Source organism: Lacticaseibacillus jixiensis (assembly GCF_042847315.1).
Classification (GTDB): domain Bacteria; phylum Bacillota; class Bacilli; order Lactobacillales; family Lactobacillaceae; genus Lacticaseibacillus; species Lacticaseibacillus jixiensis.
In genome coordinates this window covers 72,695-98,742 of sequence record NZ_BAAFPR010000009.1, presented here as the reverse complement: position 1 = coordinate 98,742, position 26,048 = coordinate 72,695, and the positions used below count along the sequence as shown (strand labels likewise).

Below are 26,048 nucleotides of genomic sequence, written 5' to 3'. Positions count from 1 at the left end.
ACAATTCAAGGATGCAAAACGTAGCAACTTAAACTTGAGGGCAATTGCCCGCAGAACATTCTTACACTGTATCAGAGTATCAGAAATAGAACGAATTTCATTGAACCAATAGAGAACATTAAAATTAGGAGGATGTTTTGACAACTAATAAAGCACACAATTTGAGTCTCTCAGCATTGATGTTAGCAGTATTGATCGTTTGCTCACAGCTAACCATTCCGCTTCCCATCGTTCCAATAACGCTCCAAACATTGGCAGTAGGCATCATCGCCACCATGTTGTCCCCAGGCTATTCGGTTTTAGTCGTATCGGCATATATCATTCTAGGCGCCATTGGTTTACCCGTCTTTGCCGGTCTTTCCGGCGGAGCACCTGTATTAGCAGGACCAACTGGTGGCTATATATGGGCCTTTCTAGTTTATGCACTCATAACCTCGCTACTGTTAAAAGTAACTGATAAATCGGCATTTGCTGTATTTCTTATGAACGCGATTGGGGCGATTGCTCAACTGTTCCTTGGAACGCTTTGGATTCAGTTATTCATGCATGCCTCAATTTTAAAAGCCTTCTCTATTGGCTTCTTCCCGTTCCTTATTCCCCTAATCATAAAGGTGATACTTGTAACGGCAGTATATGAAGGACTAAAAAAGGCAATCGTTTCATTTGTTTGACCCCCAAGATCAACAACTCTTCTACTCGCATCAAATTAATAGTTAGTGCCTGGTGATTTAGGCTGCGGTTTCTGACCGAATTTCAGTCACTTTATAGTTGATTTGATAATGCAGGTCACCCTGTTCGGCCACAATAGAAATTGGTATAGAAAAAAGCTTAAGGAGGAGGTCGATATTTGCCAATGCAATCGCGCTATCCACCGTTACCACCAAGGACTCAGCCGTTCTGGTGTTCACTAAGTCAAGCCCAAGTGAACCTTTCAAGAAGGCAAACTTGCGCTCAATGGCACCGCGACGATTTTCCGCACTGACATCGGCTTTGCGCTGTTTCGGATCCACATGTTTGGGCTTTCGACCCAGCTTTGGCCCATTAAGTTTAATGCCTAGCTTCTTACACAGATTGATGTTATCTCGCGTGCGATAGAGAGTATCGACCAGCACCTCATCCGGATATTCACCCACTAGGTCAAAAGCATGGTCAAGCGTTACTTCAAGATCAGTGCTTTCGTTAAATGAATTGAAGTCGAAACGCTCTACATCAATCACGCCATCCAACATGGAACAGTCAATCTTGGCGCCAAACTCAACGGACTGCTTTGCCTTACCTCGCACGATTGGCCGGATATACGGCTGTTGAAGGCTAACGATGCGATTCTCGACATGGTGAGTGTGGTTCTCAAACATGAAGAGCTGCTGCTCATAGACTTGTTTAATCACTTCCAGACGCTGTGCTTGCCAATCAGTGAGCTGACCGCCTTGCGCAAGCAGTTCCGCCACATATCGCAGATCTCTTCGGATGTATTGTAGCTGAGCCTGAAGCTGTTTGCGGCGTTCCTTGTTTTGACGCCGCGGTTTCCTCGAAAAAGCGGTCCACTTACCTTTTGCTTCACGTCTGTACGTCCGCGGAATTTCCACACCTAACCCGTGGGCCAGATCTGTGACCATTTGTTCGAGCTTCAAACGACTCTGGTTAAGCAGCGTTGTATCTTGGGGAGGATCTGGTGCAAACAGTGTGAGAGATGACCATCTAACCAGCTATTGATCCTATGTTGAAGGTTATGCAGCTAACAATGCTTCTAATTCGTCCACGACTGAGAACCCGATGAGACTTAACTCTCGTCGGGTTCTTTTGCGTATTGCGTGAACAATTTCCACACCGCTCAACGTTGCACTAGCGGTTCGAATGCTTTGAAAGCTTGCTGAGCGGACACGATGACGTTTAATGAATCGGTGGTCCTGTTCAATCAAATTATTTCGATATTTGGAACATTGGTGGGCTGATTTGCTCAAATAGTCTTGCTTTATCAGGTGCTTCACTGCTTTCAGTGTTGCCCGATATTGATCAGTGACTAATCGATCAGGCCGACCATTGGTCGTCAAGAGACGCTTCAAAAAGTGATAGGATGCGGTATAATCGCGGTGTTTTCGCAGCTCAAAATCCATGGTCAAACCGTTACTGTCAATAGCGCGATACAAATAGGCCCAACGGCCTTTAACTCGAATATAGGTCTCATCGATTCGCCAACTTTTAGCGTGAGCTGTTTGATGCCGACGCCATAGAGCCTTAAAGATGGGGCCATAGTGATGAACCCAACGCATGACCGTGGTGTGATGAACAGTGATACCCCGATCCCGAAGCAATTCAACGATGTCACGATAGCTGAGACTGAATCTGAAATAGTAGCCAACGGCTACTAAGATGATGTCCTTTTGAAAGTGGCGTCCCTTAAAGTGATTCATGCGCGCAATCCCTCGTTTCTTGGCACCCAGTATACTAAAATCAAGTCAGCGAGGAAAATTTGCACCAGAACCTTGAAAAGTAATTGTCACAGTTAAGAATTCATATTAGTCGTTTACGAAACGAATGCACTTGCGAGATAAGCGACAACACTATGGGTATTGACCACAAACGCACCATGTTCACTATTCACGCGCAACGCCTCATGCGCATCTAAAAGCGGCAACGCTTCGGCCAGCGTCAAGTTGCCGCCAACCGCATGCCGGGCCGAAACATCCGCTGCAAATGGTGCTAACTGACTGAGCGTGACCTGCAGACCCTGATTAGCTTGCGCTCCCTTGAACAAATCCGCCACGAAATCGTTAGCTGGATTAGTCGCAATTTCTTCCGGCGTATCAACCTGCAAGAGTTTGCCACCGCGCATCACGCCGATCCGATCACCAAGTTTCATCGCTTCAGCCATATCGTGGGTCACAAAAATGACAGTGGTCTTCAAGGCACGATGTAAATGCAGCAGCATGTCCTGAAGCTGAGTGCGGGAAATCGGATCTAATGCTGAGAACGGTTCGTCCATCAAGACCACCTTAGGTCGTGATGCTAAGGCCCGCAAAATACCGATGCGTTGCTGCTGCCCGCCGGATAATTCGCTTGGCATGCGATTGCGGTACTCGGCTGGCGGCAAATCAACTGTTGTGAGTAACTCGTCTGTTGCCGTCCGAATTTTTTGGCGCGACCAGCCCTTCATTTCGGGGATCACGGCAATGTTTTGCGCCACTGTCATGGTTGGAAACAAGGCGATCTGCTGCAGGACATACCCCAGATGCCACCGCAAGTCGCGCATTTTGTAACTGGTGAGCGGTTTGTCGGCAAATTCGATGACGCCGCTCGTTGGATCAACCAAACGATTGATCATTTTCAGCGTCGTGGTTTTGCCGCTGCCGGAGGTGCCGACTAGCACAAACAACTCCCCTTGATCGACCTTCAGGCTAAGATCGTTGACCACGGGCTTGCCGTCATATTCCTTTGTGACGTGTTCAAGACTGATCAATGCCATCAGCGCACCTCCTTCAGCAAGCCATGCTGAACCAAATAGCGGTGAGCCACAGTTGCGGCCTTTTCGTTCTTCACACTCACGGCATAATTCATGGTCTGCATCTGTTTTTCCGTAATTTGACCAGCCAACTTGTTCAATGCAGCTACAAGTTGCGGGTGTTTTTCGGCAAAGGCCGTCCGCATCAATGGTGCACCGCGATAAATCGGAAACAACCCCTTATCATCTTGCAACGCCACCAGATGATATTGCCGCAATTGCGCATCAGTCGTATACCCATCGGTCAAATTGATCTGCCCGCGATCTAAAGCTTGGTAACGCAAGGAAGCATCCATTGAATCCACCTTAAACTGCAAGCCGTATTTTGATTGGATGCCCTTATACCCATCTTGCCGGTCAATGAACTCTAAATCAAATCCGGCGCGAATGGATGGTGCAATTTTTCCAAGATCGCTAATGGTATGCAGATCATAACGCTTGGCAAAACTTTCCTTAACGACTAAAGCATAGGTGTTGTTATACGCCATCGGTTTGAGATAGCTCAGGCCTTGTTTAGCAAGCAGTTTCTTTGCAAGTGGATAATTATCTTTACCAGCCGTCACCTGTTGTTGCTGAGCGGCAGATGGTTTCGTCAAACTTGCCAGAACCGTCCCGGAAAACTCAGGGTATATGCCGATCTTATCGGTTCTCAACGCATTGTACAAGAAGCTCGTCTGTCCAAAGTTCGATTTCAACGTGACCCCGACATCAGGATCAGCTTTTTGAATGAGTTCTTTGTACATATTGATCAAAATATCCGGTTCACTGCCTAGTTTTCCCGCAATCGTGATAGTTTCCTTTGGTGCGGTCACATAAGTGTATACTTGGCTGCCAACCATACCAAAGATGGCAACCGCCACAACCCCGACGCTGACCTTCCAACTCACTTTTTGCATGACATTTAAGAGCCACGAAAAGACAATCGCCAATAGCGCTGCTGCCAAAGCACCCATTAAAGTTAACGCCGCATCATTTCGATCAATACCTAGCAAAATGAACGTGCCTAAGCCACCGGCGCCGATCAAAGCTGCCAGCGTCGCGGTACCAATAATCATGACCATTGCCGTCCGGACGCCCGACAAGATAACCGGTAAGGCGATGGGCAATTCAACTTTGAACAACTTCCGCAATCGACTCATGCCAAACGCATCGGCTGCTTCTTCATAGGAAGGATCAATATCGCGTAAACCGATATATGTATTTTGAAAAATCGGCAATAAAGCATACACCACTAAAGCAATAATCGCTGGCAGTGTCCCGATACCCACAAACGGAATCAACAACCCTAACAAGGCCAACGAAGGAATGGTTTGCAAAACACCAGTCACTTGCAGCAGCACTGCCGCGGTTTTGTGATGCGTCTGGACCCAAACGGCCAATGGAATCGCAATCACAACGGCGATCATCAAGGCAATTAAAGATATTTCGATATGTTGCCCCAAGGCACTAAGCAACTCGCCGTGCCGTTCAGAAATTGTCCGCCACAAATCAGCCATGTTATGCCTCCAAGTAATTTTTATATATATAAGTAAGCTTAACATATTTATAGTTAAATAACTAAATCTGCCACATAATATAGGAAGTGAAGATCCATTTATAAAGAACTCATTCTGGATGTAAGCTGATTCCTGAGACAACTTTTAAGAGAGGGTATAATGAATAAATTGTCTCTCAAAAGGAAGGAATTTTTACATGCCAACTCGTTACGACAAAGAATTCAAACAAAACATTATCAACCTATATAAGCAAGGCGAATCAGCTGCCCAACTGGCCAGAGAATATGGCATTGGCTATTCAACAGTTCATAAGTGGATCCAGGGCCAGGCCAAAACTCAATCCGGTAAATCGCCAGACGAAATCAAAGCGATGGAAAAGCGACTGGCTTCGCTGTCTGAGGAGAACGAAATCCTAAGAACCTGTCTAGTATCTGCTGAATCTGGTAGAATTGTGGAAAACCGACTGAGGAGTTTGTCATGCCAGATTATCCAAGCAATATTTCTCGAGCGCAATTTGCGTTAATACAACCTGATTTAGAAAACTTCCGCAAGCATACAAGACCGCGTCGTTATGATCTTTATGACGTATTCAATGCCATCCTTTACTCGCTTCCTCAATTTTCAAGTCAAGTGCAACGATGATAACGAATTCTTGATAGTGGTCTAGGCTGTTACGCCATGCATCGGTAGTAATCGCATGGGCGAAGATAGTTCAGAATACGTCTGGGACGATGGTTCAGTGCGGATTGGACTGCTTGAATTTCAACCAGGGTAACTGCTCTGAGAGACTTCCCTTTCGGGAAGAATTCCCTAAGCAGTCCATTGGCGTTCTCGTTTGTGCCACGCTCCCAAGGCGAGTACGGATGTGCGAAGTAAATCTGGGTTCCAACAATCTCTGATAACTTGGCAAACTCGGAACCATTGTCAAAAGTGATACTCTCAAATTCCTTGGCCCCGTAGTCGTCGATTGTGTCCTGCAAGGCTTTAAGGCAGGTGCCCGCATGATAGTCAGGAATCTTGACGATGATCTCAGTCCGGCTGTACCGTTCTGTGAGCGTCATTAATGCTGGCTCATCAGCTAAGCGAATACCTTTGACCAAGTCGCCTTCCCAATGTCCCACGCCTGTGCGGTCATTCACGGCCGCAGGACGCAACTCGATTGAGTCGCCGTATATCTTCTTATTCTTGCGCTTGTGGGCGTTCTTATAGCCTTTGATGCGGCGTCGGAGCTTCTTGGGAAGTGTCATGTTGTCTAACTCAAGCAGCCCGGCGTCGATGTAGCGATACACAGTTGTCGTTGAAGGGCAAGCCTTGCCCTGGTCGCGATAGAAGTGTACGAAGCTATCAACGCTGTGTACGCGCGGCTTACGAGTAAGCTCCCTGGCGAGAGCCTTGAAGAACGCACGGCCGGTCTTAAGAAAGGCGTAGTGACCGGTTCTATCGCGTTTACGGTCGTGCATGGCTTGGGCAGTTTCCGCAAGATAGACTTGATGCGAGTGACGCTTCGAGTCGAGCTGAGTTACAGATCCACGCGTGATTTCTCGTGAGATTGTCGCTTTACTGCGATGAAGCTTCTGTGCAATCACGGTCGCGGTGTCACTAGCAGCCCGAAGGGCCTGAATTGTAGCACGGTCGCTAAAACTGAGTTGTTGGTAATGCTTGTGGGTGTTAGTCTGAGAGTGGGTCATGAAGATTCCTGCTTTCTTGTTTAGCTAGTACTAACAAGAATAGGTCTTCATGGCCTTTTTGGTCTAGTCGTCAGGGTGTTGCACTTGAATTGTAAACTGGGGTCCTTTACTCGCTTGCTACAGGGTGTCAATGGCGTGAATTACCGCACGATTTCCCAGAATGGCACACTGTCTACCGCTATTACGATATGTGGCGAGATAAACCAGACCCGACAGCTGATTCGCTATTAGAAAGGCTTTTAAAAAAACTGTTGCTTCCTATCGCTTTGCATAGGGCCGATCGGCCCGAACATGGTTCGCAGCTTTAAACATCATTGAAGGAATTGCGACCCCATTTTTTACAACGCTTTTAATGGCAATGATTCAACAAAGTTATCCAGCAGAAGAGTTAGGGCGGATTCTAGGCGTTTTGAATTCTTTGTTGAATCTAGCTGGACCAATTGGCTTAATTTTTGCCGGTCCCCTAGCTGATGTGATTGGCATTGAACGCCTATTTGTGATTGCAGGAATCGGTGCTGCCATTTGCGGGGTGGTCGCGGTGTTAATGCCAATTACCAGGCAATATGACATTAGGCTGCATCAAAAATTGGCGAAATTAACTGAGCAACCAGATAAGTAATTAACATGATGATCATAAAGAGGAGAAAGACCAGACTACCAGCTGATCTTTCTCCTCTTTTTGTCATCACTTAATTACACGTTTTTAATCTTTTCACCAGTCAATCCCATCGCATTAATTGCCACGATAATTGTCGACATCGCCATGACCGCAGCACCAACGGCTGGGTCTAGAATGATTCCAATAAATGACAACACACCGGCAGCGAGTGGAATTGCGACAATATTGTAGCCTGCTCCCCACCAGAGATTTTGAACCATTTTCCGATTTGTGATTTTAGCCAAATCAAGAAAATGTAAAATATCGCTGGGTTCTGATTTAACCAACACAACATCAGCGGAATCAATGGCAACATCGGTTCCGGCGCCAATTGCAATTCCAATATCGGCCGCGGCAAGACTTGGTGCGTCATTTACGCCGTCACCAACCATGATGACGTGATTGCCCTTTGCTTGATAATCAGCAATAATCTTTTGCTTATCATCTGGTAATAGGCCTGCATGGAATTCCGTCAATCCTAGTAAGTTAGCAACGTGTTCCGCGGCTTTTGGATTATCGCCAGTGAGCATTACGGGGGTAATTCCTCGCCTCTGAAGACCACTAATTAATTCCTTAGCACCCGCTTTGATGGTGTCGCCTTCAGCAACCATTCCTTGAACTTGGGTGCCCTGCAATAGGAAGCTGACGGAATTACCCTTAGCAGCCCATTTATCAGCAGCGGCCTCGTCAAACCTGATCCCTTGCTTCGTTAAATAGTTACCATTAACAATCGTATAGTCAGTGCCATCAACATTACCGGAAATACCAACGCCCGGAATATTTTGAGACTTTTCAGCCGCAACGACTTCAATGTCCTTCGCTTGGGCTTCAGTAATGATTGCTTGGGCCAGCGGATGATTCGAATTATTTTCAAGGGCGGCCAGTCGGCTTAATAACGTTGTTTCGTCAATCCCATCATTTGGAATCAATGCATTCACCGTAAATTTACCTTCTGTTAACGTGCCAGTTTTATCCAAGAGAACGTGGCTAACATGTTGACTTGCTTCAATGGCTTGGCGATTTCGAACTAATAGCCCATTTTGAGCGCCAATCGTAGTAGAACGAGAAACCACTAATGGAATCGCTAATCCTAATGCATGCGGGCAAGCAATCACGAAGACGGTCACCATGATCGTCATTGCAGTCGCCAATCCCTGGGGTAACCAGGCAAAGAAAGCAATAATCCCAACAACAAATGCCGCGTAAAATAGATACTTGGCAACTAAATCAGCTTTATCTTCTGCTTTAGATTTAGTTTGCTGGGCATTTTGAACCATTTTCATTACTTGAGAAAGATAGCCGGAGTCACCAGTACCACTAATTTTAACCGTTAGCGTCCCGTTATTGTTGGTTGCACCACCAATGACCTTATCGCCAACGTTCTTGGTAACGGCAGCAGATTCACCGGTTACCAGTGCTTCATTCACGGTCGACTCCCCAGCCGTAATAACACCATCGGCTGGAATACTCTCACCTGAACGCACTTGGAAAGCTTGACCAACTTTTAAATCAGATACTGGCACTTCTTTTGTTTCACCATTATCTGTAACTAGATGGGCCGTCTTAGGCAACAGGGCCGCCATCTTTTGTAAGGCATCCCCAGCCCCCATCAATGCATTCATTTCAATCCAGTGTCCTAGAAGCATAATTAAAATCAGGGTTGCAAGTTCGAACGAAAAATCCATTACATGATTTGCCGGGTTCAAGAAGTTGTTGGCAATAAATGCGTACAAACTGTAGAAATACGAAACGGAAATTCCAAGGGTTACTAGCGTCATCATTTCAGGAGATTTATTCTGAATTTCCGCTTTAGCCCCCTTTAAAAATGGCATTCCGCCATAAAAGTAAAGTGCTGTATCAAACAAAACGATGATAATGCCAACAATTAGCGGTGAACTGAAACTAAGGATGGAAACGTTTAAACCCATGATTGGTGCTAACAGTAAAACTGGAATCGCTAAGACAACGGAGACCCAAAATTTAACTTTCAAATTCCCCATATGCATCATTGAGCCACCGTGCATCATCATGTCAGTCCCAGCCATATCCATATCACCGTGATTCATGTTCATTTGGCTGTGATCCATTTCAGCCATATCGTGGTCCATGTTCATTTGATTATGATCCGTTTCGGTCATATCGTGATCCATATGACTCATATTTGATTCATTATTTTCCATATTCTTAGCACTCATGTTTTTCATGTTCATATGGTCCTCTTTATTTGCCATGATTATCGACCCCCTAAAAATAAGTGTGCGTAGCAAAGCGGTTAGAAGCCGGAATATAAGTTCCTTGTGTGGAAATCCCCGGGCTCGGGATTTTTCCACCAGGTTCTTATATTTAGGCTTCTGCTTTGCGGAGCACCATGCCACTATATGAATGAGAATTACGACAAAAATTCATAAGTTTCCGCCATCAGAAATCCCAGATTCTGGATTTTTGTGCAGCAATCCTAAAAGTAAACAGAACACCACAGTCTTAACACGTTTGATCACCCGGCAAGCAGTTACACTGAACTTCCTCGGGCGCTGTTTTGGCCTTTTCAGCTAGAATCGCCTGTAAGTTCGCAATATCCGCCCGTGAGAGTTCCCTTGACTGAATAACGCCGGCAATTGTTGAACCAGCCCGCATCGCACACATATGGTCAAACAAATCATCTGCCGCTGCCGCCATTGATTCCTTCTCGCCAACAACCGGCTTATACGTGAATGGTCGACTGCCGCCATGCTGCGCAACCGCCTGTTTTTGAATCAACCTGTGAAGTAGCGTTTTGGTTGTTGAAGCTGACCAGCCTTCTAATTCGTTCATAGCATCGATTATTTCACGACTAGTCGCATGTCCCATTGTCCAAATTGCTCTCATAACCATCCATTCAGAATCGGTGATGGTTACATTCTTTGCATCCTTCAATTGGCTTCCTCCATTAATTGAATTCTAAGTTTACGTTTGTAGTCTCTTAACACTTATTAGTTTACAACTGTAGTCACAATAATGCAACCTTTCTGCCAGAAAATACCATGACACTAAAAAAACGTAAGCACCCAATAACCGACCGCCTGGCAAACTAAGAAGGGGCGTAATCCGCATTCTCAGATTACGCCCCTTCGTTGTTCAAGCAATCTCTTGTTTTGATGGCTTCAGATACTGATTCCAAGGTGAATAAGACTCAGCTTGTTCTCTCGTAGGAGAAGTGGGAAGCTGCGACAGCTCGTGCAGAAGACGTTCGATGTAAGTTCTTGGATCCAGTCCGTTGGCCTTTGCGGTCTCAACAATCGTCATCCAGATGGCGTTGGCCTCGGCACCCTTCGGGCTCGTCGCAAACAACCAGTTCTTGCGACCGATCACGAAGGACTTCATGTTTCGCTCTGAAGCGTTATTACTCAGATCGATCTCGCCAAACTCCAAGACACGGTTGAGCATTTGGCGCTGATTCAAGGCGTAGGTCAAAGCGACGCCCAATCGCGACTTTGGCGCTGGAGCGGCTTGTTCACACCATGCCCAGAACTGATCGATCAGCGGTTTCAGGTCGGTCTGTCGACACTTCAGACGCTCCTCTGGCGAGAGAAGGCGCCACTGTTCTTCCAAATGGAACATCTGGTTGAGCAGCTCTAAAGGCTTCGTGCGAGTGAACTTACCTTTGACCTTCACGGCGTCATCGTAGAACTTGCGTCTTACGTGGGCCCAACAACCAACCCGGATGACGCTGTCGCCGAGGAGATTATAACCGGCGTAGCCATCACACTGCAGGACACCCGTATAACCTGAGTAAATTTGCTGGGCGAACTTACCGGAACGGGTATTGCCATATGCGTAGTAGACGACCTGCTGGTCGGCGAGACGAATACTGCGCTCGACCCAGATGTAAGACTTGCTCCTGGCAGACTTGCCAGGTTCTCTTAACACTTGGAATGGTGTTTCATCACCCTGAAGAAATCGCTGCGATAAGAGATGTTCATGCATTAGATCATAAACTGGTCTGACGATTTCTGCGGCGTTAATGACCCAGTTGGCCATCGTTGTTTCGCTGACGATCAGGCCAGCACGCGCCCACTCCAATTTCTGGCGGTAGAGTGGGGTCCCCAGAGTATATTTCTGATGAAGCACCTCGGCGACTAATGATGGGGTTGCCTCGCTGTGAGGAAACAACGCCTGCGGCGCCTGGCCTTGATACAGGTGAGAGACGCCATCGGATTGTTCACAGTCAGCGCACTTGTATGTCGCTTCATAAATGTTCTCAACATAGAGTCTACCTGGAATGTGTTGCACGACCTGGCGAACAAAGTGTTTGCCGACCTTTATCAGCTGATGTCCATGTTCGCAAACGCTGCTTTCGCGCTCAATAACCGTTTCTTCAACCGGTAGATTGACATCAATGGTTTCAACGCGGCGCCGTTTAGCTTTACGCTGGGTTGACGTTACGACTGCTTCTTCGCTTTGTTCCCCAGTCTGCTCTGGGTCCGTAAAAACACTACTGTCCTCCAACAGAGAAAGCTGATTCGGATCAACCAGCTTCTCTGAATGAGACCCGTAGAGTTTCCGAGTTAAATATGCGACCTGTTCCGTCAGGGCCTGAATTTGGTCAGTCAGACTCCCAACCTGTTTGGTCAGTTCGCTATTTTGCTCGAGCGCCTGTTCGAGTAATTCTTCAGTCGTTTTCGCCATCGGCGTGGACCTCAATTCATCAAGATGGGCTGAGTGTACCACTGATACGACAGGCTTCCTAGCTTTATTTAGTGGACACTTTACCAGAATTCGGCGCCTGTCTTTGTGGACAGTAAGGCCGAACTGTGGACTCCAGTCCCCAGCCCGATAACAGCCGTTCTAGTTGTTTTGCGTGTAGCTTTTTCACCTCACTTTGGGTCGTTGGCCACTGAAGTCGGCCGTCTTCGATCCGCTTATAGAGCAGTATGAATCCATCACCAGCCCAGTAGAGGGCTTTGAACCGATCCTTGCGTGTGCCACAGAATAGAAATAGTGCTCGACTGTATGGGTCAAGTTGATATTCTTCCTTGATCACGCCAGCCAAACCATCGATGCCGCGACGCAAGTCGGTCTTGCCACAGATCAGATAAATGCCGCTTAGTCTACGCACATCAATGAGCATCGTTGAACACGGCTTTCAGTAGGGCGTCAAGAATGTAACCCTGAATCCGGCCATAGACCACCACGGTCTTATTGTCACCAATCCTGACCTGGAACGCCTTAGTCGGCACGCTCTGAGTCTGCCGGCGTTGATTCTCTTCCAATTTGATGCGAACAATCTCTGGCTTCTCATCCAATAAAAATCACCTCATCATATTTGATGAGGCAATCATATCGCCCAGAAGCTGGCATTCATATCCGGTCTGTTATTAGGTGCTTACAAAAAAACGCCTAGATAATATTCCAGGCGTGGTTTGATACGATATGTTAAATTAATGATCTGGGAATTTTTGGTTTTCTTGTTAGTATGGTGAAATGCCTCTTAGAACCTGTCTAGTATCTGCTGAATCTGGTAGAATTGTGGAAAACCGACTGAGGAGTTTGTCATGCCAGATTATCCAAGCAATATTTCTCGAGCGCAATTTGCGTCCTCAATTTTCAAGTCAAGTGCAACGATGATAACGAATTCTTGATAGTGGTCTAGGCTGTTACGCCATGCATCGGTAGTAATCGCATGGGCGAAGATAGTTCAGAATACGTCTGGGACGATGGTTCAGTGCGGATTGGACTGCTTGAATTTCAACCAGGGTAACTGCTCTGAGAGACTTCCCTTTCGGGAAGAATTCCCTAAGCAGTCCATTGGCGTTCTCGTTTGTGCCACGCTCCCAAGGCGAGTACGGATGTGCGAAGTAAATCTGGGTTCCAACAATCTCTGATAACTTGGCAAACTCGGAACCATTGTCAAAAGTGATACTCTCAAATTCCTTGGCCCCGTAGTCGTCGATTGTGTCCTGCAAGGCTTTAAGGCAGGTGCCCGCATGATAGTCAGGAATCTTGACGATGATCTCAGTCCGGCTGTACCGTTCTGTGAGCGTCATTAATGCTGGCTCATCAGCTAAGCGAATACCTTTGACCAAGTCGCCTTCCCAATGTCCCACGCCTGTGCGGTCATTCACGGCCGCAGGACGCAACTCGATTGAGTCGCCGTATATCTTCTTATTCTTGCGCTTGTGGGCGTTCTTATAGCCTTTGATGCGGCGTCGGAGCTTCTTGGGAAGTGTCATGTTGTCTAACTCAAGCAGCCCGGCGTCGATGTAGCGATACACAGTTGTCGTTGAAGGGCAAGCCTTGCCCTGGTCGCGATAGAAGTGTACGAAGCTATCAACGCTGTGTACGCGCGGCTTACGAGTAAGCTCCCTGGCGAGAGCCTTGAAGAACGCACGGCCGGTCTTAAGAAAGGCGTAGTGACCGGTTCTATCGCGTTTACGGTCGTGCATGGCTTGGGCAGTTTCCGCAAGATAGACTTGATGCGAGTGACGCTTCGAGTCGAGCTGAGTTACAGATCCACGCGTGATTTCTCGTGAGATTGTCGCTTTACTGCGATGAAGCTTCTGTGCAATCACGGTCGCGGTGTCACTAGCAGCCCGAAGGGCCTGAATTGTAGCACGGTCGCTAAAACTGAGTTGTTGGTAATGCTTGTGGGTGTTAGTCTGAGAGTGGGTCATGAAGATTCCTGCTTTCTTGTTTAGCTAGTACTAACAAGAATAGGTCTTCATGGCCTTTTTGGTCTAGTCGTCAGGGTGTTGCACTTGAATTGTAAACTGGGGAGCGCAATTTGCGTTAATACAACCTGATTTAGAAAACTTCCGCAAGCATACAAGACCGCGTCGTTATGATCTTTATGACGTATTCAATGCCATCCTTTACTCGCTTACTACAGGGTGTCAATGGCGTGAATTACCGCACGATTTCCCGGAATGGCACACTGTCTACCGCTATTACGATATGTGGCGAGATAAACCAGACCCGACAGCTGATTCGCTATTAGAAAGGCTTTTAAAAAAACTGTCGCTTCCTATCGTTTTGCACAGGGCCGATCGGCCCGAACGTCGTTTGTGATTGTTGATGCTCAAAGTGTTAAAACCACTGATTTAACGAAAAATAGTGGCTACGATGGCGGCAAAAAGATTTCAGGGATTAAGCGTCATATGGCGGTCGATATTAACGGTTTACCACAAGCCATCCTCGTGACACGAGCTAATGTATCAGATCGTTCAGGTGCATTGGCTATGCTTAGTTTGGCTAGCCAAAATTTAGAGCTGGTTCAGCATGTCATGGTTGATGGTGGCTACACTGGCAATGACTTTGCGGATCAGGTGAAGCTCATTTTGAATGCTAAGACGACGGTAGCTAAACGCAACGAGTTGCATATGTTCACGGTGTTACCGCAACGATGGATCGTTGAACGTTCATGGAGTTGGCTAGACAAATGTCGGCGACTTTGGAAAAACTGTGAACGTGCCCTTAACAGCAGTCTTCAAATGGTTGTATTGGCCTTCCTGAAGATAGTTCTTAAAAGATACTAGACAGGTTCTTAATCAGGTGCAATCCGATTTGGTGAAGCAGTATCCCCGCCAAATTACCAACGTGCTTACCGGTGAAGTGGTCGATAAGGCCAATCACAAGCGCCAGTTAATTGCGATTCAACTAACATCTCGCGGTCAAAAGTCACGCGCAACCATCCAAGCCACGGCCAATAAACTTGCCAAAGCCAACGATGTGGATGCTGTGATTCAATTTGTCCAATCCTGAAAAACGATAGCCGGCCTTCATCATTTAAAATGGCCGATCCTTAGCCTAAATGTCCCGTTCCAAGCCGTTTGCCTTGCGATCACGGTCATCGTACAGATACCACAGGGCACTCACCAGGAAAATCCCCAGCCCCGTCAAAACCAAGGTGACCGAAAAACTGAGTGTCAAATACATGGTTACCAACAGTGCCAGAACTGGAATTGTGAGTCCGCCGGGAAGTTTGAACCCCACCGGCAATTTACTATGATGCCGTAATTTGATCGCCGCTAAAATTGTCGGCACGTACTGCACAAATGATGTGAAGACAATGCAGGAAGCCAGAAATAAGTAGTTGCCGGACAACAAGAATAACGCGCAGATCACAACTGATAGGATCAGTGACTGCAGCGGGACCCCGCGTTTATTCTGCCTGCCCAGCGTTCGCGGCAACAGTTGATGTTCGGAGGCCAGTGAACTGGCGATCAGCGGAGTTGAAAACGAAACCGACAAAGCAACGCCGAGAATCGAAATCAGCATCCCCATCAATGCCAGATCATAACCCACCGTGCCGGCAAAGTGACTGAAAGCCACGGCAATCGGCACGTTTGCGGCGACCAGACCACTACCGGCCACGCCAATTGCCGTCAGCTGAACCACTAAGTAGAGCCCGGCAGCCGTTAATAGCACGCTGATCAGTGCCCGGGGCAGCATTTTTTCGGGATTTTTCATCTTGGACGCGGCAATTGGTAAGAACGAAAAACCAGTGAACATGTAGAATACCATGCCAAATCCCTGGTTAAAGCGGCTGAAAAGTGGCGTCGCTGCTGGATTTCCCGTTAAATTTCCAAGGTTCGCCGGATGAATAAAGAACAGGCCAATCACGACAAAGGCCACCAGAACCCCCACTTTAGCGATCGTCGAAACGTTGTCAACCCAGTCCATGAATCCGGATCCCATGAGGTTCAGACCCGTTAATGCGGCTAAAATGCCAAGGGCGGTAATCAGATACGGCCCGTGCTGGTTAAGCACCGGAAAAAGGCTCCGTAAGCTGGTCACAAAGGCCGATATTTCCGTTGCCATCGTAATAATCCCTAGTAACCAGGTAAAGATACCGATCTCAAAGCCGGCAAACCGCCCGAATGCCGTGTAGGTGTATAACCAGGCGCCACCATCCCCGGGGATTTTGCTGGCGAGGTTTGCAAAGCACAGGGCGATCGATAAAATTGCAATCCCAGCAAGCGGCATGACAACCATGCTCAAATCACCGAGCTTTGCGTAAACCCGGCTGGGCATTAGAAAAATACCAGATCCAATGATGCCGTCAATTCCCAGTAAAAAGATGCTGAGGGCGTTAAGTTGTTTGTGAGTTGAACGGGCCATGGTGAGGACTTCCTTAAATGAAGCATTTCGCCAAATGTAATCGCTTTACTAGTTACTGTTAGCTTACCATTTTATCGTTTGGGTGGCGGTAATTATCGCTTTACCCACCATCAAGACCCTTCCAGATGCTGAGTTATCTTAAATCATGAATACATAAATACGCAATCAAGGCCGAAACACCAGTTAAAACGCTTGTGCTTCGGCCTCTTTAATTGACTGTTAATTAGTCTAAGAAGCTGTCCAAGATCTAATTCAGTGACCAGGACAATATCACCCTCACGAATATAGGCCAGCATTTTTTGCAGTTCTGGCCGATTAGTGTTAGCCCCACTTAATTTATCCGTAAATAATTTATCAACGTCTTTTAAAGCCGCTAACTGCCGATCTAAATGTTGCTCCTTGGAACTCACGCGCGCATAACCAATTTTAGTTATTTTCAGACCTCCTTTTGGACAGTTCTAATAAACATTTGTAATTCCTAGTATAGCACAGAAACAAGAATGGCCAATAGGATATACCCTAGTGGCCTTTTAGTAGGAGGACTATCATTTCATTTGTTCATCTATGTTCAATTGAATTTCATGCTTAAGTTTATCTACGTAGCTGCCCAAACCTTTATCAAATAACAATTTTATATTGCAAAAGTCAGTTATAGATTTGAGAGCATTTCCAACAAAGAGTGTACTAATAAATCTGGGTCTAGAATTTTTGGTGTTGGAAAGTATTTCCATTCCAAAAATTCTAGACCCGATGAAGTTGGTGACTGTCTGTACGACATCTGCTGGGCCAAACGTATAGACTGCTGCCTGATTGGTTCCTAAATCGTTGTAATAGTTCACCTAAAGCCCTTCTTTATGCTGTTTCAACTCTGTCCCGGTACCGCTGATGGCTCTAGCCGAGAAAAGTACTCGGCAATCACGGTTGCCATGAGTTGCCGCCGCTGATTGAGAAAATCTGGATAGGTTGAGAAGTTGCCGTTCACGATGTCAACCGGAATTGCATTCTCGGCCAACCCTTTTGCAGCCGAAAATTCAGTTACTGCTGGATCCTTCATATACCGTTCTGGTGCCAAATCACTGATCTGTAAATTTCGGGGTTGTGTCAACCAGCAATAATTGGCAATTTGATTGATCTCATTCTGTTGTGCACCATGCTTACGCAGATACGCCTTGGGGAAAATATGGTGAATATTGCCCTCTTGACTTATCACGGTCCGCACCGTAACATCCTTTTCCAACCAGGCAACGGTCTGGTTGTGTACCTGAGCCATTTGAAAAATTCGCCAACCGTTGTTCTGCGTACTTTGAGTGGCTAAATTATTCGGTAATTGAATTGTCCAATAGGTCTCTGGCAGTGCATCCGCAATTTCTTTTTCCACTGCTGCAACGACATCAGCACGGTGAAACAGATGACTATCCTGCTCCATCTGTGTTTCACTGGAACCACTATACCGGCCAGTCAAAGCGGACATAATAATCCACTGTTTAACCAGTGACTCGCGGACAGACTGAGGTATGTCGTTTTGTCCTTTCAAGATCAGAAACAACATATATCCAGCATTCAGGAACGCCGTGCCATTGAATTGCAGCTTACCGCTGATCATGCCGAGACTTTCCAGAATCATAATAAATCGGCGAAAGTCTGACTGATTAACAAAGTCATCAATTCCTTTACCCAACTTACTATATGCCGCCGCCATGGCTGTTTCCGTGTATTTCTTGGTCTCAAAATCACGGCCAGAAATCAGGGCAACAAGATCTGCATGTTTTCCTCGACCAAAATGGCTGCCCAAAATCACATGGAAAATATCGCCAAAGGTCGGTTGATAAAGGGTCGTGTTTTCGCTCACGATCCAGGCAATCTTCTGCATTGCCGCCGATTGTGCAAATTTTGGATCAGACTCTTGAATACCAGACAACGCCGACGCGTCAGCTTGCAGATTGGTGAAATATTCAACCATTTTTCGTTGAATATTGCCTTGATGCAGAGTGTCCGCTGACATCTTAGACATGATGAAGTCCGCAGTGGATAGTCGGGTCCCCTGTGAATTAATCCGGTTAAAGATTTCAGTCACCTGATCAATCGTCAGCGCATCTGACAGGCTGATATTGCCGACGCCGTATGACGTAATGCGCTTCAAATCATCGATTGCGCGCGCCACTTCGTCTGGTGGGCAGTCATTTGCCTGGGAATAGGCGGTAATGAAATTGAAGCTTGAGAAGTCGTCCGCAAAAACTTCCGCGATATCACTGATCCAGCGTTTGTCCTTCTGGAGCAAAGCATTAGCCGTTTGAAATTCCCTGGTCAAAGGATTAAAAGCAATACTAATCCGCCGCCGCTTAAATCTTCGGTCGATAATCTTCTGCCCCGACAATGCGGTGGCTAATGCTGTGAGACGCTGCTGCCCATCGATCACGATCTTCTTTCCAACAGAGATTGACCCATCTTTAAGCCGAATACCGGGGTTATTCCAAGTGATAATGTAGCCAATCGGAAAACCATTAAACAACGAATCGATTAGATCCCGAACTTTGGTCGAGGGCCACACAAATGGCCGTTGCAGTTCCGGCAGCCCAATCTCCCCAGAGTTAATCCACCCCAATAATGTACCAATCTGACTATTCTGTACGTCGTATTTCGAATCTGCCACGGCTGATTGCCTCCCTTATACGTCTACGCTACTGCTGCACACCCAATGCCTTCATCACCGCATCCTCAATCGTGTTGTAGAACTTCAGCGAGAAAGCCGCAATCAAATCTCCCGGCACCGTACCCAATTCACTCGTGGCACTGGATGGAATCAAGACCGCCTTCGCCCCGCTATCCAGGGCCACCTGTAGCCGATCTGCCAGACTATCCATCTTTTTGATAGTCCCGCCAATGGAGAAATCCCCCAGGATGGCTAATCCGCCGATGACCGGCTTGCCCACTGAAATGGATACCAGCGCAACATAGGTCGCCAACGACAATTCCGCCGCCATGGCGCCATTATTCATGTTGGTCGCATTCACAATGTAGTCATGCTGCGCCGGCGCAATATTCTGACTAACCTGGGAAAAATTGGCCTTGAGGTAATTAAACGCCGTATCCATTTCTTCCTTCGCCAACCGATTGGACTGAATCCCGGTCCAACTCGTCTTCCCGTTGCCGGCCGTCATCTGCGACTCCAATTTTATCAAACTCAACCGTTCATCCGCATCATAAGCAACAGTGTAAACTTGGCCAGGCTTGCCCTCATTCTCAGGAATCAAGCCTGTCGACCCCTGCTCTGGCACCGAAACGAAATGTTCGTCAAACGTTTCCTTGTCGATGTAAGAAAAGTTAACATCGTAAAACTCCATGCCGCCAATTTTCTTCAATTGTTCTTTCACCCGCCGGCGCATCTCCAGCGCAAACGCCAAAATCTGGGCAATGTCGTCCTTCGTGAACTTACCATCTGGATACAGCAGCTTCACCATCCCAGACACTGTCTTGCGTACCGCAATCGTATCCCGCTGGTTCAGCTGATTACCCAGGGTGAAGTACTTGTCGAAAGCATCGCCGTAAGAAATCTTCCGTAGGGCCCGCATGACCTCCGCGAAATAGTCCGTGATCAGGCCATAGGCGTTCGTAAAGAAATTCGGCCGATACTTCGGAATCTCCCAGCCAGGCAAGTAGTTGTGAATCCGGTCCAAAAAGGCCGTGTCGTTAGCCATGACAGCGGGAAACGGATCAAACAGATTGGACGTCCGCATCACCACGTCCACCGGCTGATTGATATTCCCAACAAAGACCATCCCGGCCGACGCCTGGATTTCGTCCCGGCCCCGAGCAAAGGAGCCAGAGGCCATGTAGTCCTTCATGATCTGCACGCCATCGTTGTCCTTGAACTTGATGCCGGCCACTTCGTCAAAGGCCACGACGTCCCACATGCCGACTAGCCCCACTTCATGCCGCGCCATATTGAAGAACAGGTTGGCCACTGTCGTCTGACCGCCAGAAACCAGAATCGAATTGGGCGATAATTCTTTGTAGACGTGGGACTTCCCAGTACCCCGGGGCCCGAGCTCCACGAAGTTATAGTTATTCTCGACAAACGGGATCAGCCGCGATACCATGAGCCATTTCACCCGATCGTCAAATTGTGTCGGCTCCATGCCAATTGTCCGCAGTAACAAGTCAATCCACTCGTCGGTCGTGAATTTCTCCCGGGCATCATAAACTTCCTGCATGTTCACAGACGGCACCTGAACCGGGGTCAGCTGATCAATGAGAAAATGGTCATCGCTGGTATGGTCGTACCGCACCCGTACGATGGACCAAATGCCGCCCACCAACAGCCGCTCATAGTCCTGGACGTAGCGCTCATCCACCGGCACACCGGTGATCCCCAAGTTGCCAAACGCCGCCTCGTATCGGTCCTTATCCGAGTTCAAAGTCACGGTGATCTTGTCGATGACCGTATACGCTCCCTCTTCCCGAATCCGAGACTTCACCTTTTCCGCCTCGTCTGGCCGCACGTAGTTATTAGCCAGCGTCTTCTTGACGTTTTCCACGCCCCGTTCAATGATCACCGGATCCGAGCTGTTGGCATACTGCCCCAGCAGGAATTCCAGCACATAAGTAGGGACGTTCGCCCCCTCTTTGATCTTTTGCGTCAGATCCTTGCGCACGAAGCGCCCGGGGAAAAAAGCCTCCAGCTTGTCCAGCAAGTCTGTTTGCACATTTTCTGCCGCTTGCTCCTGAGCAATGGCTTCCGCTGGCACCGCCACGTCGCCGTCACTCTTCGCTCGCAACTTTTCTTCCTCTTGCTTGTTATCAGATGTCAAAGCCGAAATCCCCTTTAATCGTCAAGTCCATTTGATATTGAATCCGCTGAATCTCTTCCTTGGTTTCCGCATTCTGAATAATCAGGTAGTATGCGCCGCTGTTGTCGAAGTCCCGATCCTGTAAGGTCAGGTAGAAGCTCTGGCGCCGGCTCGGGCTCTGCGGATCATCCTCCCGACTATCGGCTACATAGCGTTGTTCGTTAGAAATGGGCCGATCCTGGCTATCGACAAAGTAGAGTACATAGGTGGCGGCGGTGGTTTTGTCGGTTACCGGTTTTTCTTGAGAAATGGGCACCATCACGCTGCGGCTGGTGATGCGATGGGCGCCTTCCGTAACCTTGATTGACACCGGTGTGGCCTTGGATCGACCACTTTGTGTCCGCACGTGCAGCACCGGCACAATCATTTCTTCCGGTGAGGCGCCACCATGCACGTAGTTTTGTCCCGCTCCGGCGGACTTGAAGATACTATCTGTGGCCGGATAGTAGACACGCCGCTGATCATCATTATCTAGCAATGCCCCCAGACGCTGTGACCGTACCCCGGGCTGCTCGATGGTCTCGCTGCTGATTGCATAGCGCTGCCCCAACACGTCCAGATCGTGGCCGCTGATGTCGATCTTGTCCGCCGAATCCAGACCAGACCGTTTGTACAGATAGCCATGATCGGCGGTCACGATGATGTGCGCTACACTTAAATTACGCAAAAAACCAATTGTCCGCGCAATTGTGTTGATGGCTTCCTCGGTGGCGTTAAAGATCTGCTTCTCAGTCTTCGCGTCATCACCAGTGGCATCCACTTCGTTGTGGTACAAGTAAACCACCTTTTGCCCCGCCAAGAGTTGTTTTCTTTGCGGCGTATCCCAGTCTTTGAGAAAAGTCATCACATGGTCGGCGTTGCTCTGCGGATCCCGATTTTGCAGGATCTGACGGCGCTTCCCCAGCGTGTCTGCTTTGAGTCCATCCACTAAGACCGTCTTGTCCGGCTGATAGGTTAATGTCTGATGCGGCAGCAAGGCTGGCATCCCGAAATACGTCACAGAAGGCAGCTCAGAGTATACCGTATCGAGTTCTGTACTGTAGACATCCTGATCATCCAGCTTGCGTTTCAGCTCGGCCGCGGCCTCAAACCGAAAGGCGTCCGAAATAATCACGACAATGCGCTCTTTAGCCGAACTGATGAATGACCGATAGAAACTGCGCTGCCAGCTATTGGGTTCAATGTCCCGCGGATCATACACCGTGGTCCAAGCCGTCACTGTCGGCGTGAGAAACTCGTTGACGTACGTGTTGTCCACTTTGTCAGCGATACCTTCCAGAAGATCCGTAAGGTCAATGGCAATCCGGTCGTAGCGCTGAACGAAATGCCGGTACGCTGTATCCACCGCATAATCGGTGGTGATGTATCGTTCTTTGGCGGCCGCTAAGTTTTTCACCTCACGCCGGCGGTACGTGAGAATCACCAAGGCAGCCTGCAGTAAGGCATACGCATCATGATACGTTTTACCGAAGTACATCTTTTCTCGTTGCGTCAAGACATCCGCCAACGGCGTCGTCCCCGCCACAGCATGGAAATCATCAGCCTGCAATCGCTCGACAACCCACGCCAGGATTTGCCGGTCAAAGTTGGCAAACACATCCGTCTTGAGCAAGTCCACAATATCCAGTTGCTGGAGCTGCCGGGAAACACCACTGAAGTTTTCAAGATGCTGCCACACTGTTTTGGCCAACTGACAATATGTATCCGCAAATGTCTGGTCATTTCTTGCTAACGACAGAAAGGTGACGGCATTGTTAGCACTGGTCAGCTTGTAATTATCGATACTTCGCGGCAGATCCTTCTCCATTTGGTAATAGGCAAAGTTCAAATACAGGGCCGTCGTGAAATCCAGAAGCGAATTGGTGGCGCCATTGAAGCCATAGGCGTTCCGCACGTTCTCCCAGAACTGGGTGAGCAGACCATATTTTTTAAACTCTGCTAGAACTGGATTGGTATCACCAATGCCGGCCTGCAGCACGGCCCGCAAGACCATCGTCATGGTGTGGTCACTGGCCCCGGCCAGCGCAGCCATGATCGCCATCTGCAAATCCTTGCCCGGCTGATAGAGTCTCTGAAATTTTGCCTGGCGGTCTTTGCTGGCAAAAAACCGTTTCTGCTCCTGGAAGGTCGCGGCATCCTCGTCCGGCACTCGCAACTCCTGCCGCAGCATGACCAGCGCATTAGCGGTGTATTCCCGCGAATAGTAAAGCATGTCCGTCATGAAATTCTCCGTCAGATCCGGCTTCGGCGCCGGCGAATAAATCAAGGCCGACTGCCCTTGCCGCTCCATCGCCACCAGCGTCAGCTTGGTCTTAAACTGCTCGTTTTTCCCCATGATCACGACCGGTTCCCGCAGTTGCTCCGTAATATCCGCAATGTTGTCCGCAAACTCGCCCTGTGCGTCATACCAAAAGACAAAATGATTATTGTCCGCAAACAGCTTCTCAATACCCGCCACGATCTTCTTGGTGTCTAGCTCCGCCATGTTTTTCATTCTCCGTTCCAGTGTCCGCTTATCCGTGTTCTCAACCTGTGTTAAGTATAACGAAGGGCCCCCGCCAATGCCATACTTCGCTAATCTTATCGTTCACTCCCAGCTATCAGAATGGGGTGATTAAGGAACTCGTGACCGAGGTGCCGCGGGATGATTTTGACGTGGAGAAGGAGGGGCAAGTCGAGATTATTGGGTGGCTGTACCAATACTATAATGAAGTCCCCAAAAACGCTGCCGTTGCCCAACCGAAATCACACAAATACGGTGATCAAGAATTAGCATCAGCCACCCAACTGTTTACGCCAGACTGGATAGTCAAATATATGGTTCAGAACTCATTGGGCAAGCTGTGGATCCATGCTTTGATGACTCGTCATCCCGAGGAGAATGAGACAGAACTGGTTGCCAAGTTTAATTGGCAGTACTACATGCCGGACGCTCCCCAAACAGCGGAGACAGTTGTAAACATCCAGAAGGCAGATCAAGAGCTGGCAAATCTTCAACCACAGGACATTTCATTTTTAGATCCATCCATGGGGTCTGGCCACATTTTGGTTTATGCTTTTGACGTTTTGATGGCCATTTATACTGCTGAAGGATACGGTGAACGCGAGGCGGCCGGCCAAATTGTTAAGCATAATCTACAAGGCCTCGACATTGATGCGCGTGCGCAACAGTTGGCGTACTTTGCGGTCATGATGAAGCTGCGACAATTCGATAAACGTGCTTTGTCGAGAAACATATCTCCGGAGGTATACGACATTCCCTCATCTACAGAAGTTTCCAAAGGTAGTGTTGAATTATTAATGGACAACTTCACGAAGGAAGAGGCTCAGGCGATCTATGATCTGATGGCGGCGTTCCAGAACGGACGAGAAGTGGGTTCGCTGGTTGATACGAGCAAGCTATCACTAGAAACACTCCAGCACATTGCCGAAAAAATTGACCAAGGTGCTTACAACCAGACCTTCGTTCGTGTCGGTGAAAAAATCCATCAGCTGATTCAAATTGCTCTTATTCTTTCTGAACAGCACGATATTATTGTGACCAATCCCCCTTACCTTGGAACGGCCCGATTGAATAACAGCTATTCACAGTTTCTGAAACATTACTACTCAGATGCGAAAGCCGATCTGTTTGCTGCATTCTTGGAAAAAATGACGGGGAGTCTGAAGCGTGGTGGGTATTCAGCTTTAGTGACAATGCAATCCTGGATGTTTTTATCTAGTTTTGAGAAGCTCCGAAAAGGATTACTGGCTAAATATACCCTATCCAATTTGATGCACATGGAAAACGGCGTAATGGGAATTGCGTTTGGCACAGCTGTTTCAATTTTCAGAAACATACCCCTGACGATGTTCAATGGGACATATCACCAGATCAAATATCGTGATGTTCAAAACGGAGATCCAGCTTCCTTGCCAGTAGCTGGGAACCGATATAATCGAACTAACCAAACGAACTTTGAGAAGATTCCGGGGAGTCCCTTGTCATACTGGGTGCCGTGGAAACTTGAAAACAAGTGGGCAAAATCAGGCCTTATCGGCTCTCTTTTTCCCGTAAGAAAAGGATTGGTTTCAGGAGATAACGCTTTATTATTACGATTCTGGCAAGAACCCACTTTTAATGCTATAGCCATGAATCCAGATAACCAAAAGAAATGGGTAATTTCTCCCCGAAAATATGTTCGGCTAAATAAAGGCGGCAATTTTAGAAAATGGTATGGGAATCAAGAGTATATCATCCGATTTGATAATCAAGCTTATCTTTTAATTGACAAAAACAAGGGACATCGTTCCCCTGAATATTACTTCTCTCCAGCTTTGACATGGTCAGCGGTAACGTCAGGACAACCATCATTTAGATATTCAGAATACGGATTGGTGGGAGGCTCAGGTGGATATAGCGTTTATCTTTCAAATCAAAACTATAGTGAAATGCTAGCGTTCTTAAATTCAAAAGTAACACGCTATATGTTAGATGCTTTGAATCCCACTATAAATATTCAAGCAGGTGACGTTAAACGATTGCCTTTCAAACCCTTCTCTGATGACCTTTGTAGAACCTCTGTCTCACTTGCTATTCAACTATCAAAAAATGATTGGAATTCTTTTGAATCATCCATAAACTTTGACCGCTCGCCAATATTAAATCACATCGCTGAGCATAATCCATTGACCATTTGGCTGATCCTGTTGTTCACCTGCCTAATCCGCATAACATCCAGTCCTCCTAGCCAAACAATGGCCACGTAAGAGGATAAAATACAG

20 protein-coding genes and 5 pseudogenes are annotated in these 26,048 nt (G+C 47.7%); 8 read left to right on the top strand and 17 right to left on the bottom strand.

Annotation, left to right across the window (positions count from 1 at the left end; all coding sequences use genetic code 11):
• The first annotated feature begins 137 nt into the window (after positions 1-137).
• On the top strand, positions 138-671 hold the full coding sequence (locus tag ACGG90_RS07790; protein WP_265906404.1) for a biotin transporter BioY: 534 nt from the start codon (positions 138-140) through the stop codon (positions 669-671).
• Between the two features lie 57 nt (positions 672-728).
• Here ACGG90_RS07790 and ACGG90_RS07785 read toward each other — a convergent pair.
• The 4 genes and pseudogenes from ACGG90_RS07785 to ACGG90_RS07770 form a co-directional block, all read right to left on the bottom strand.
• Positions 729-1,664: pseudogene (locus ACGG90_RS07785) on the bottom strand (IS5-like element ISLrh2 family transposase); the annotation flags it as partial.
• A gap of 63 nt (positions 1,665-1,727) precedes the next feature.
• The gene (locus ACGG90_RS07780) at positions 1,728-2,411 is read right to left on the bottom strand and encodes an IS6 family transposase (protein ID WP_002816607.1); all 684 of its coding nucleotides are present in this window, start codon (positions 2,409-2,411) and stop codon (positions 1,728-1,730) included.
• Between the two features lie 113 nt (positions 2,412-2,524).
• Positions 2,525-3,463: an ABC transporter ATP-binding protein gene (locus tag ACGG90_RS07775; RefSeq protein ID WP_390407947.1), complete on the bottom strand. Its 939-nt coding sequence runs from the start codon at positions 3,461-3,463 to the stop codon at positions 2,525-2,527.
• The gene (locus ACGG90_RS07770; protein WP_118988791.1) at positions 3,463-4,995 is read right to left on the bottom strand and encodes an ABC transporter permease/substrate-binding protein; all 1,533 of its coding nucleotides are present in this window, start codon (positions 4,993-4,995) and stop codon (positions 3,463-3,465) included. Before ACGG90_RS07770 ends, ACGG90_RS07775 begins: the two co-directional genes overlap by 1 nt.
• A gap of 196 nt (positions 4,996-5,191) precedes the next feature.
• Here ACGG90_RS07770 and ACGG90_RS07765 point away from each other — a divergent pair, with 196 nt between their 5' ends.
• Together ACGG90_RS07765 and ACGG90_RS07760 are read left to right on the top strand one after the other, a co-directional pair.
• On the top strand, positions 5,192-5,518 hold the full coding sequence (locus ACGG90_RS07765) for a transposase (protein ID WP_003660034.1): 327 nt from the start codon (positions 5,192-5,194) through the stop codon (positions 5,516-5,518).
• A pseudogene (locus ACGG90_RS07760) lies at positions 5,473-5,607 on the top strand (IS5/IS1182 family transposase); the annotation flags it as partial. The gene ACGG90_RS07765 and the pseudogene ACGG90_RS07760, both read left to right, overlap by 46 nt.
• 59 nt (positions 5,608-5,666) lie before the next feature.
• Here the strand turns inward: ACGG90_RS07760 and ACGG90_RS07755 are convergent.
• The gene (locus ACGG90_RS07755; RefSeq protein ID WP_125766670.1) at positions 5,667-6,683 is read right to left on the bottom strand and encodes an IS30 family transposase; all 1,017 of its coding nucleotides are present in this window, start codon (positions 6,681-6,683) and stop codon (positions 5,667-5,669) included.
• Between the two features lie 113 nt (positions 6,684-6,796).
• Here ACGG90_RS07755 and ACGG90_RS07750 point away from each other — a divergent pair.
• Positions 6,797-6,883: pseudogene (locus ACGG90_RS07750) on the top strand (transposase); the annotation flags it as partial.
• 92 nt (positions 6,884-6,975) lie between these two features.
• A pseudogene (locus ACGG90_RS07745) lies at positions 6,976-7,302 on the top strand (MFS transporter); the annotation flags it as partial.
• A 74-nt stretch (positions 7,303-7,376) separates the two neighbouring features.
• Here ACGG90_RS07745 and ACGG90_RS07740 read toward each other — a convergent pair.
• The 6 genes from ACGG90_RS07740 to ACGG90_RS07715 all read right to left on the bottom strand — a co-directional run bounded on the left by ACGG90_RS07740 (position 7,377) and on the right by ACGG90_RS07715 (position 13,991).
• Positions 7,377-9,572 (bottom strand): heavy metal translocating P-type ATPase, encoded by a 2,196-nt coding sequence (locus ACGG90_RS07740; RefSeq protein ID WP_202960464.1) that lies wholly within the window; start codon positions 9,570-9,572, stop codon positions 7,377-7,379.
• Positions 9,573-9,822: 250 nt separating this feature from the next.
• Positions 9,823-10,254 carry a CopY/TcrY family copper transport repressor gene (locus tag ACGG90_RS07735; protein WP_049145455.1) on the bottom strand — a complete coding sequence of 144 codons (432 nt, stop codon included), beginning with the start codon at positions 10,252-10,254 and terminating at the stop codon, positions 9,823-9,825.
• A gap of 201 nt (positions 10,255-10,455) precedes the next feature.
• On the bottom strand, positions 10,456-12,006 hold the full coding sequence (tnpC, locus tag ACGG90_RS07730; protein ID WP_390407944.1) for an IS66 family transposase: 1,551 nt from the start codon (positions 12,004-12,006) through the stop codon (positions 10,456-10,458).
• A gap of 64 nt (positions 12,007-12,070) precedes the next feature.
• The gene (gene tnpB / locus ACGG90_RS07725; protein WP_179394485.1) at positions 12,071-12,448 is read right to left on the bottom strand and encodes an IS66 family insertion sequence element accessory protein TnpB; all 378 of its coding nucleotides are present in this window, start codon (positions 12,446-12,448) and stop codon (positions 12,071-12,073) included.
• Positions 12,438-12,623 carry a hypothetical protein gene (locus ACGG90_RS07720; protein WP_125583057.1) on the bottom strand — a complete coding sequence of 62 codons (186 nt, stop codon included), beginning with the start codon at positions 12,621-12,623 and terminating at the stop codon, positions 12,438-12,440. The genes tnpB and ACGG90_RS07720 overlap by 11 nt, the downstream gene beginning before the upstream one ends.
• A 351-nt stretch (positions 12,624-12,974) precedes the next feature.
• Positions 12,975-13,991, bottom strand: coding sequence for an IS30 family transposase (locus ACGG90_RS07715; RefSeq protein WP_125766670.1), 1,017 nt, complete (start codon positions 13,989-13,991; stop codon positions 12,975-12,977).
• 88 nt (positions 13,992-14,079) lie between these two features.
• Between ACGG90_RS07715 and ACGG90_RS07710 the strand changes: the two genes are divergently transcribed.
• Together ACGG90_RS07710 and ACGG90_RS07705 are read left to right on the top strand one after the other, a co-directional pair.
• A protein-coding gene (locus ACGG90_RS07710; protein ID WP_390408043.1) for an IS5 family transposase occupies positions 14,080-14,852 on the top strand; the annotation gives its coding sequence in 2 pieces (ribosomal slippage) (positions 14,080-14,332 and positions 14,332-14,852; 774 coding nt in all).
• A 31-nt stretch (positions 14,853-14,883) separates the two neighbouring features.
• Positions 14,884-15,078 carry a hypothetical protein gene (locus ACGG90_RS07705; protein WP_345939667.1) on the top strand — a complete coding sequence of 65 codons (195 nt, stop codon included), beginning with the start codon at positions 14,884-14,886 and terminating at the stop codon, positions 15,076-15,078.
• Between the two features lie 45 nt (positions 15,079-15,123).
• Here the strand turns inward: ACGG90_RS07705 and ACGG90_RS07700 are convergent, their stop codons facing one another.
• The 6 genes and pseudogenes from ACGG90_RS07700 to pglZ all read right to left on the bottom strand — a co-directional run bounded on the left by ACGG90_RS07700 (position 15,124) and on the right by pglZ (position 23,769).
• Positions 15,124-16,437 carry an APC family permease gene (locus tag ACGG90_RS07700; RefSeq protein ID WP_274784934.1) on the bottom strand — a complete coding sequence of 438 codons (1,314 nt, stop codon included), beginning with the start codon at positions 16,435-16,437 and terminating at the stop codon, positions 15,124-15,126.
• A gap of 215 nt (positions 16,438-16,652) precedes the next feature.
• Positions 16,653-16,871 (bottom strand): annotated as a pseudogene (locus ACGG90_RS07695) (recombinase family protein); the annotation flags it as partial.
• Positions 16,872-16,982: 111 nt separating this feature from the next.
• Positions 16,983-17,276, bottom strand: a complete 294-nt coding sequence (locus ACGG90_RS07690) for a hypothetical protein (protein WP_018041538.1) — start codon at positions 17,274-17,276, stop codon at positions 16,983-16,985.
• Positions 17,277-17,299: 23 nt separating this feature from the next.
• Entirely contained in the window at positions 17,300-19,087 is a 1,788-nt protein-coding gene (locus ACGG90_RS07685; RefSeq protein WP_390407938.1) for a GmrSD restriction endonuclease domain-containing protein, read from the bottom strand.
• A gap of 28 nt (positions 19,088-19,115) precedes the next feature.
• Positions 19,116-21,188: a protease Lon-related BREX system protein BrxL gene (brxL, locus tag ACGG90_RS07680; RefSeq protein WP_185908109.1), complete on the bottom strand. Its 2,073-nt coding sequence runs from the start codon at positions 21,186-21,188 to the stop codon at positions 19,116-19,118.
• A gap of 46 nt (positions 21,189-21,234) precedes the next feature.
• Positions 21,235-23,769: a BREX-1 system phosphatase PglZ type A gene (pglZ, locus tag ACGG90_RS07675; protein ID WP_390407936.1), complete on the bottom strand. Its 2,535-nt coding sequence runs from the start codon at positions 23,767-23,769 to the stop codon at positions 21,235-21,237.
• On the opposite strand from pglZ, the gene pglX reads away from it, so the two are divergent.
• A complete protein-coding gene (pglX, locus tag ACGG90_RS07670) occupies positions 23,682-26,033 on the top strand; it encodes a BREX-1 system adenine-specific DNA-methyltransferase PglX (RefSeq protein ID WP_390407934.1) in 2,352 nt (783 codons plus the stop codon). The two genes, pglZ and pglX, sit on opposite strands and share 88 nt — an antisense overlap.
• Positions 26,034-26,048 lie beyond the last annotated feature (15 nt).

Bases quoted from the DNA above. Each gene is read 5' to 3' on its own strand.
- ACGG90_RS07780 (WP_002816607.1), bottom strand. From the start codon at position 2,411: ATGAATCACTTTAAGGGACGCCACTTTCAAAAGGACATCATCTTAGTA.
- ACGG90_RS07775 (WP_390407947.1), bottom strand. From the start codon at position 3,463: ATGGCATTGATCAGTCTTGAACACGTCACAAAGGAATATGACGGCAAG.
- ACGG90_RS07770 (WP_118988791.1), bottom strand. From the start codon at position 4,995: ATGGCTGATTTGTGGCGGACAATTTCTGAACGGCACGGCGAGTTGCTT.
- ACGG90_RS07765 (WP_003660034.1), top strand. From the start codon at position 5,192: ATGCCAACTCGTTACGACAAAGAATTCAAACAAAACATTATCAACCTA.
- ACGG90_RS07755 (WP_125766670.1), bottom strand. From the start codon at position 6,683: ATGACCCACTCTCAGACTAACACCCACAAGCATTACCAACAACTCAGT.
- ACGG90_RS07740 (WP_202960464.1), bottom strand. From the start codon at position 9,572: ATGGCAAATAAAGAGGACCATATGAACATGAAAAACATGAGTGCTAAG.
- tnpC (WP_390407944.1), bottom strand. From the start codon at position 12,006: ATGGCGAAAACGACTGAAGAATTACTCGAACAGGCGCTCGAGCAAAAT.
- tnpB (WP_179394485.1), bottom strand. From the start codon at position 12,448: ATGCTCATTGATGTGCGTAGACTAAGCGGCATTTATCTGATCTGTGGC.
- ACGG90_RS07715 (WP_125766670.1), bottom strand. From the start codon at position 13,991: ATGACCCACTCTCAGACTAACACCCACAAGCATTACCAACAACTCAGT.
- ACGG90_RS07700 (WP_274784934.1), bottom strand. From the start codon at position 16,437: ATGGCCCGTTCAACTCACAAACAACTTAACGCCCTCAGCATCTTTTTA.
- pglZ (WP_390407936.1), bottom strand. From the start codon at position 23,769: ATGGCGGAGCTAGACACCAAGAAGATCGTGGCGGGTATTGAGAAGCTG.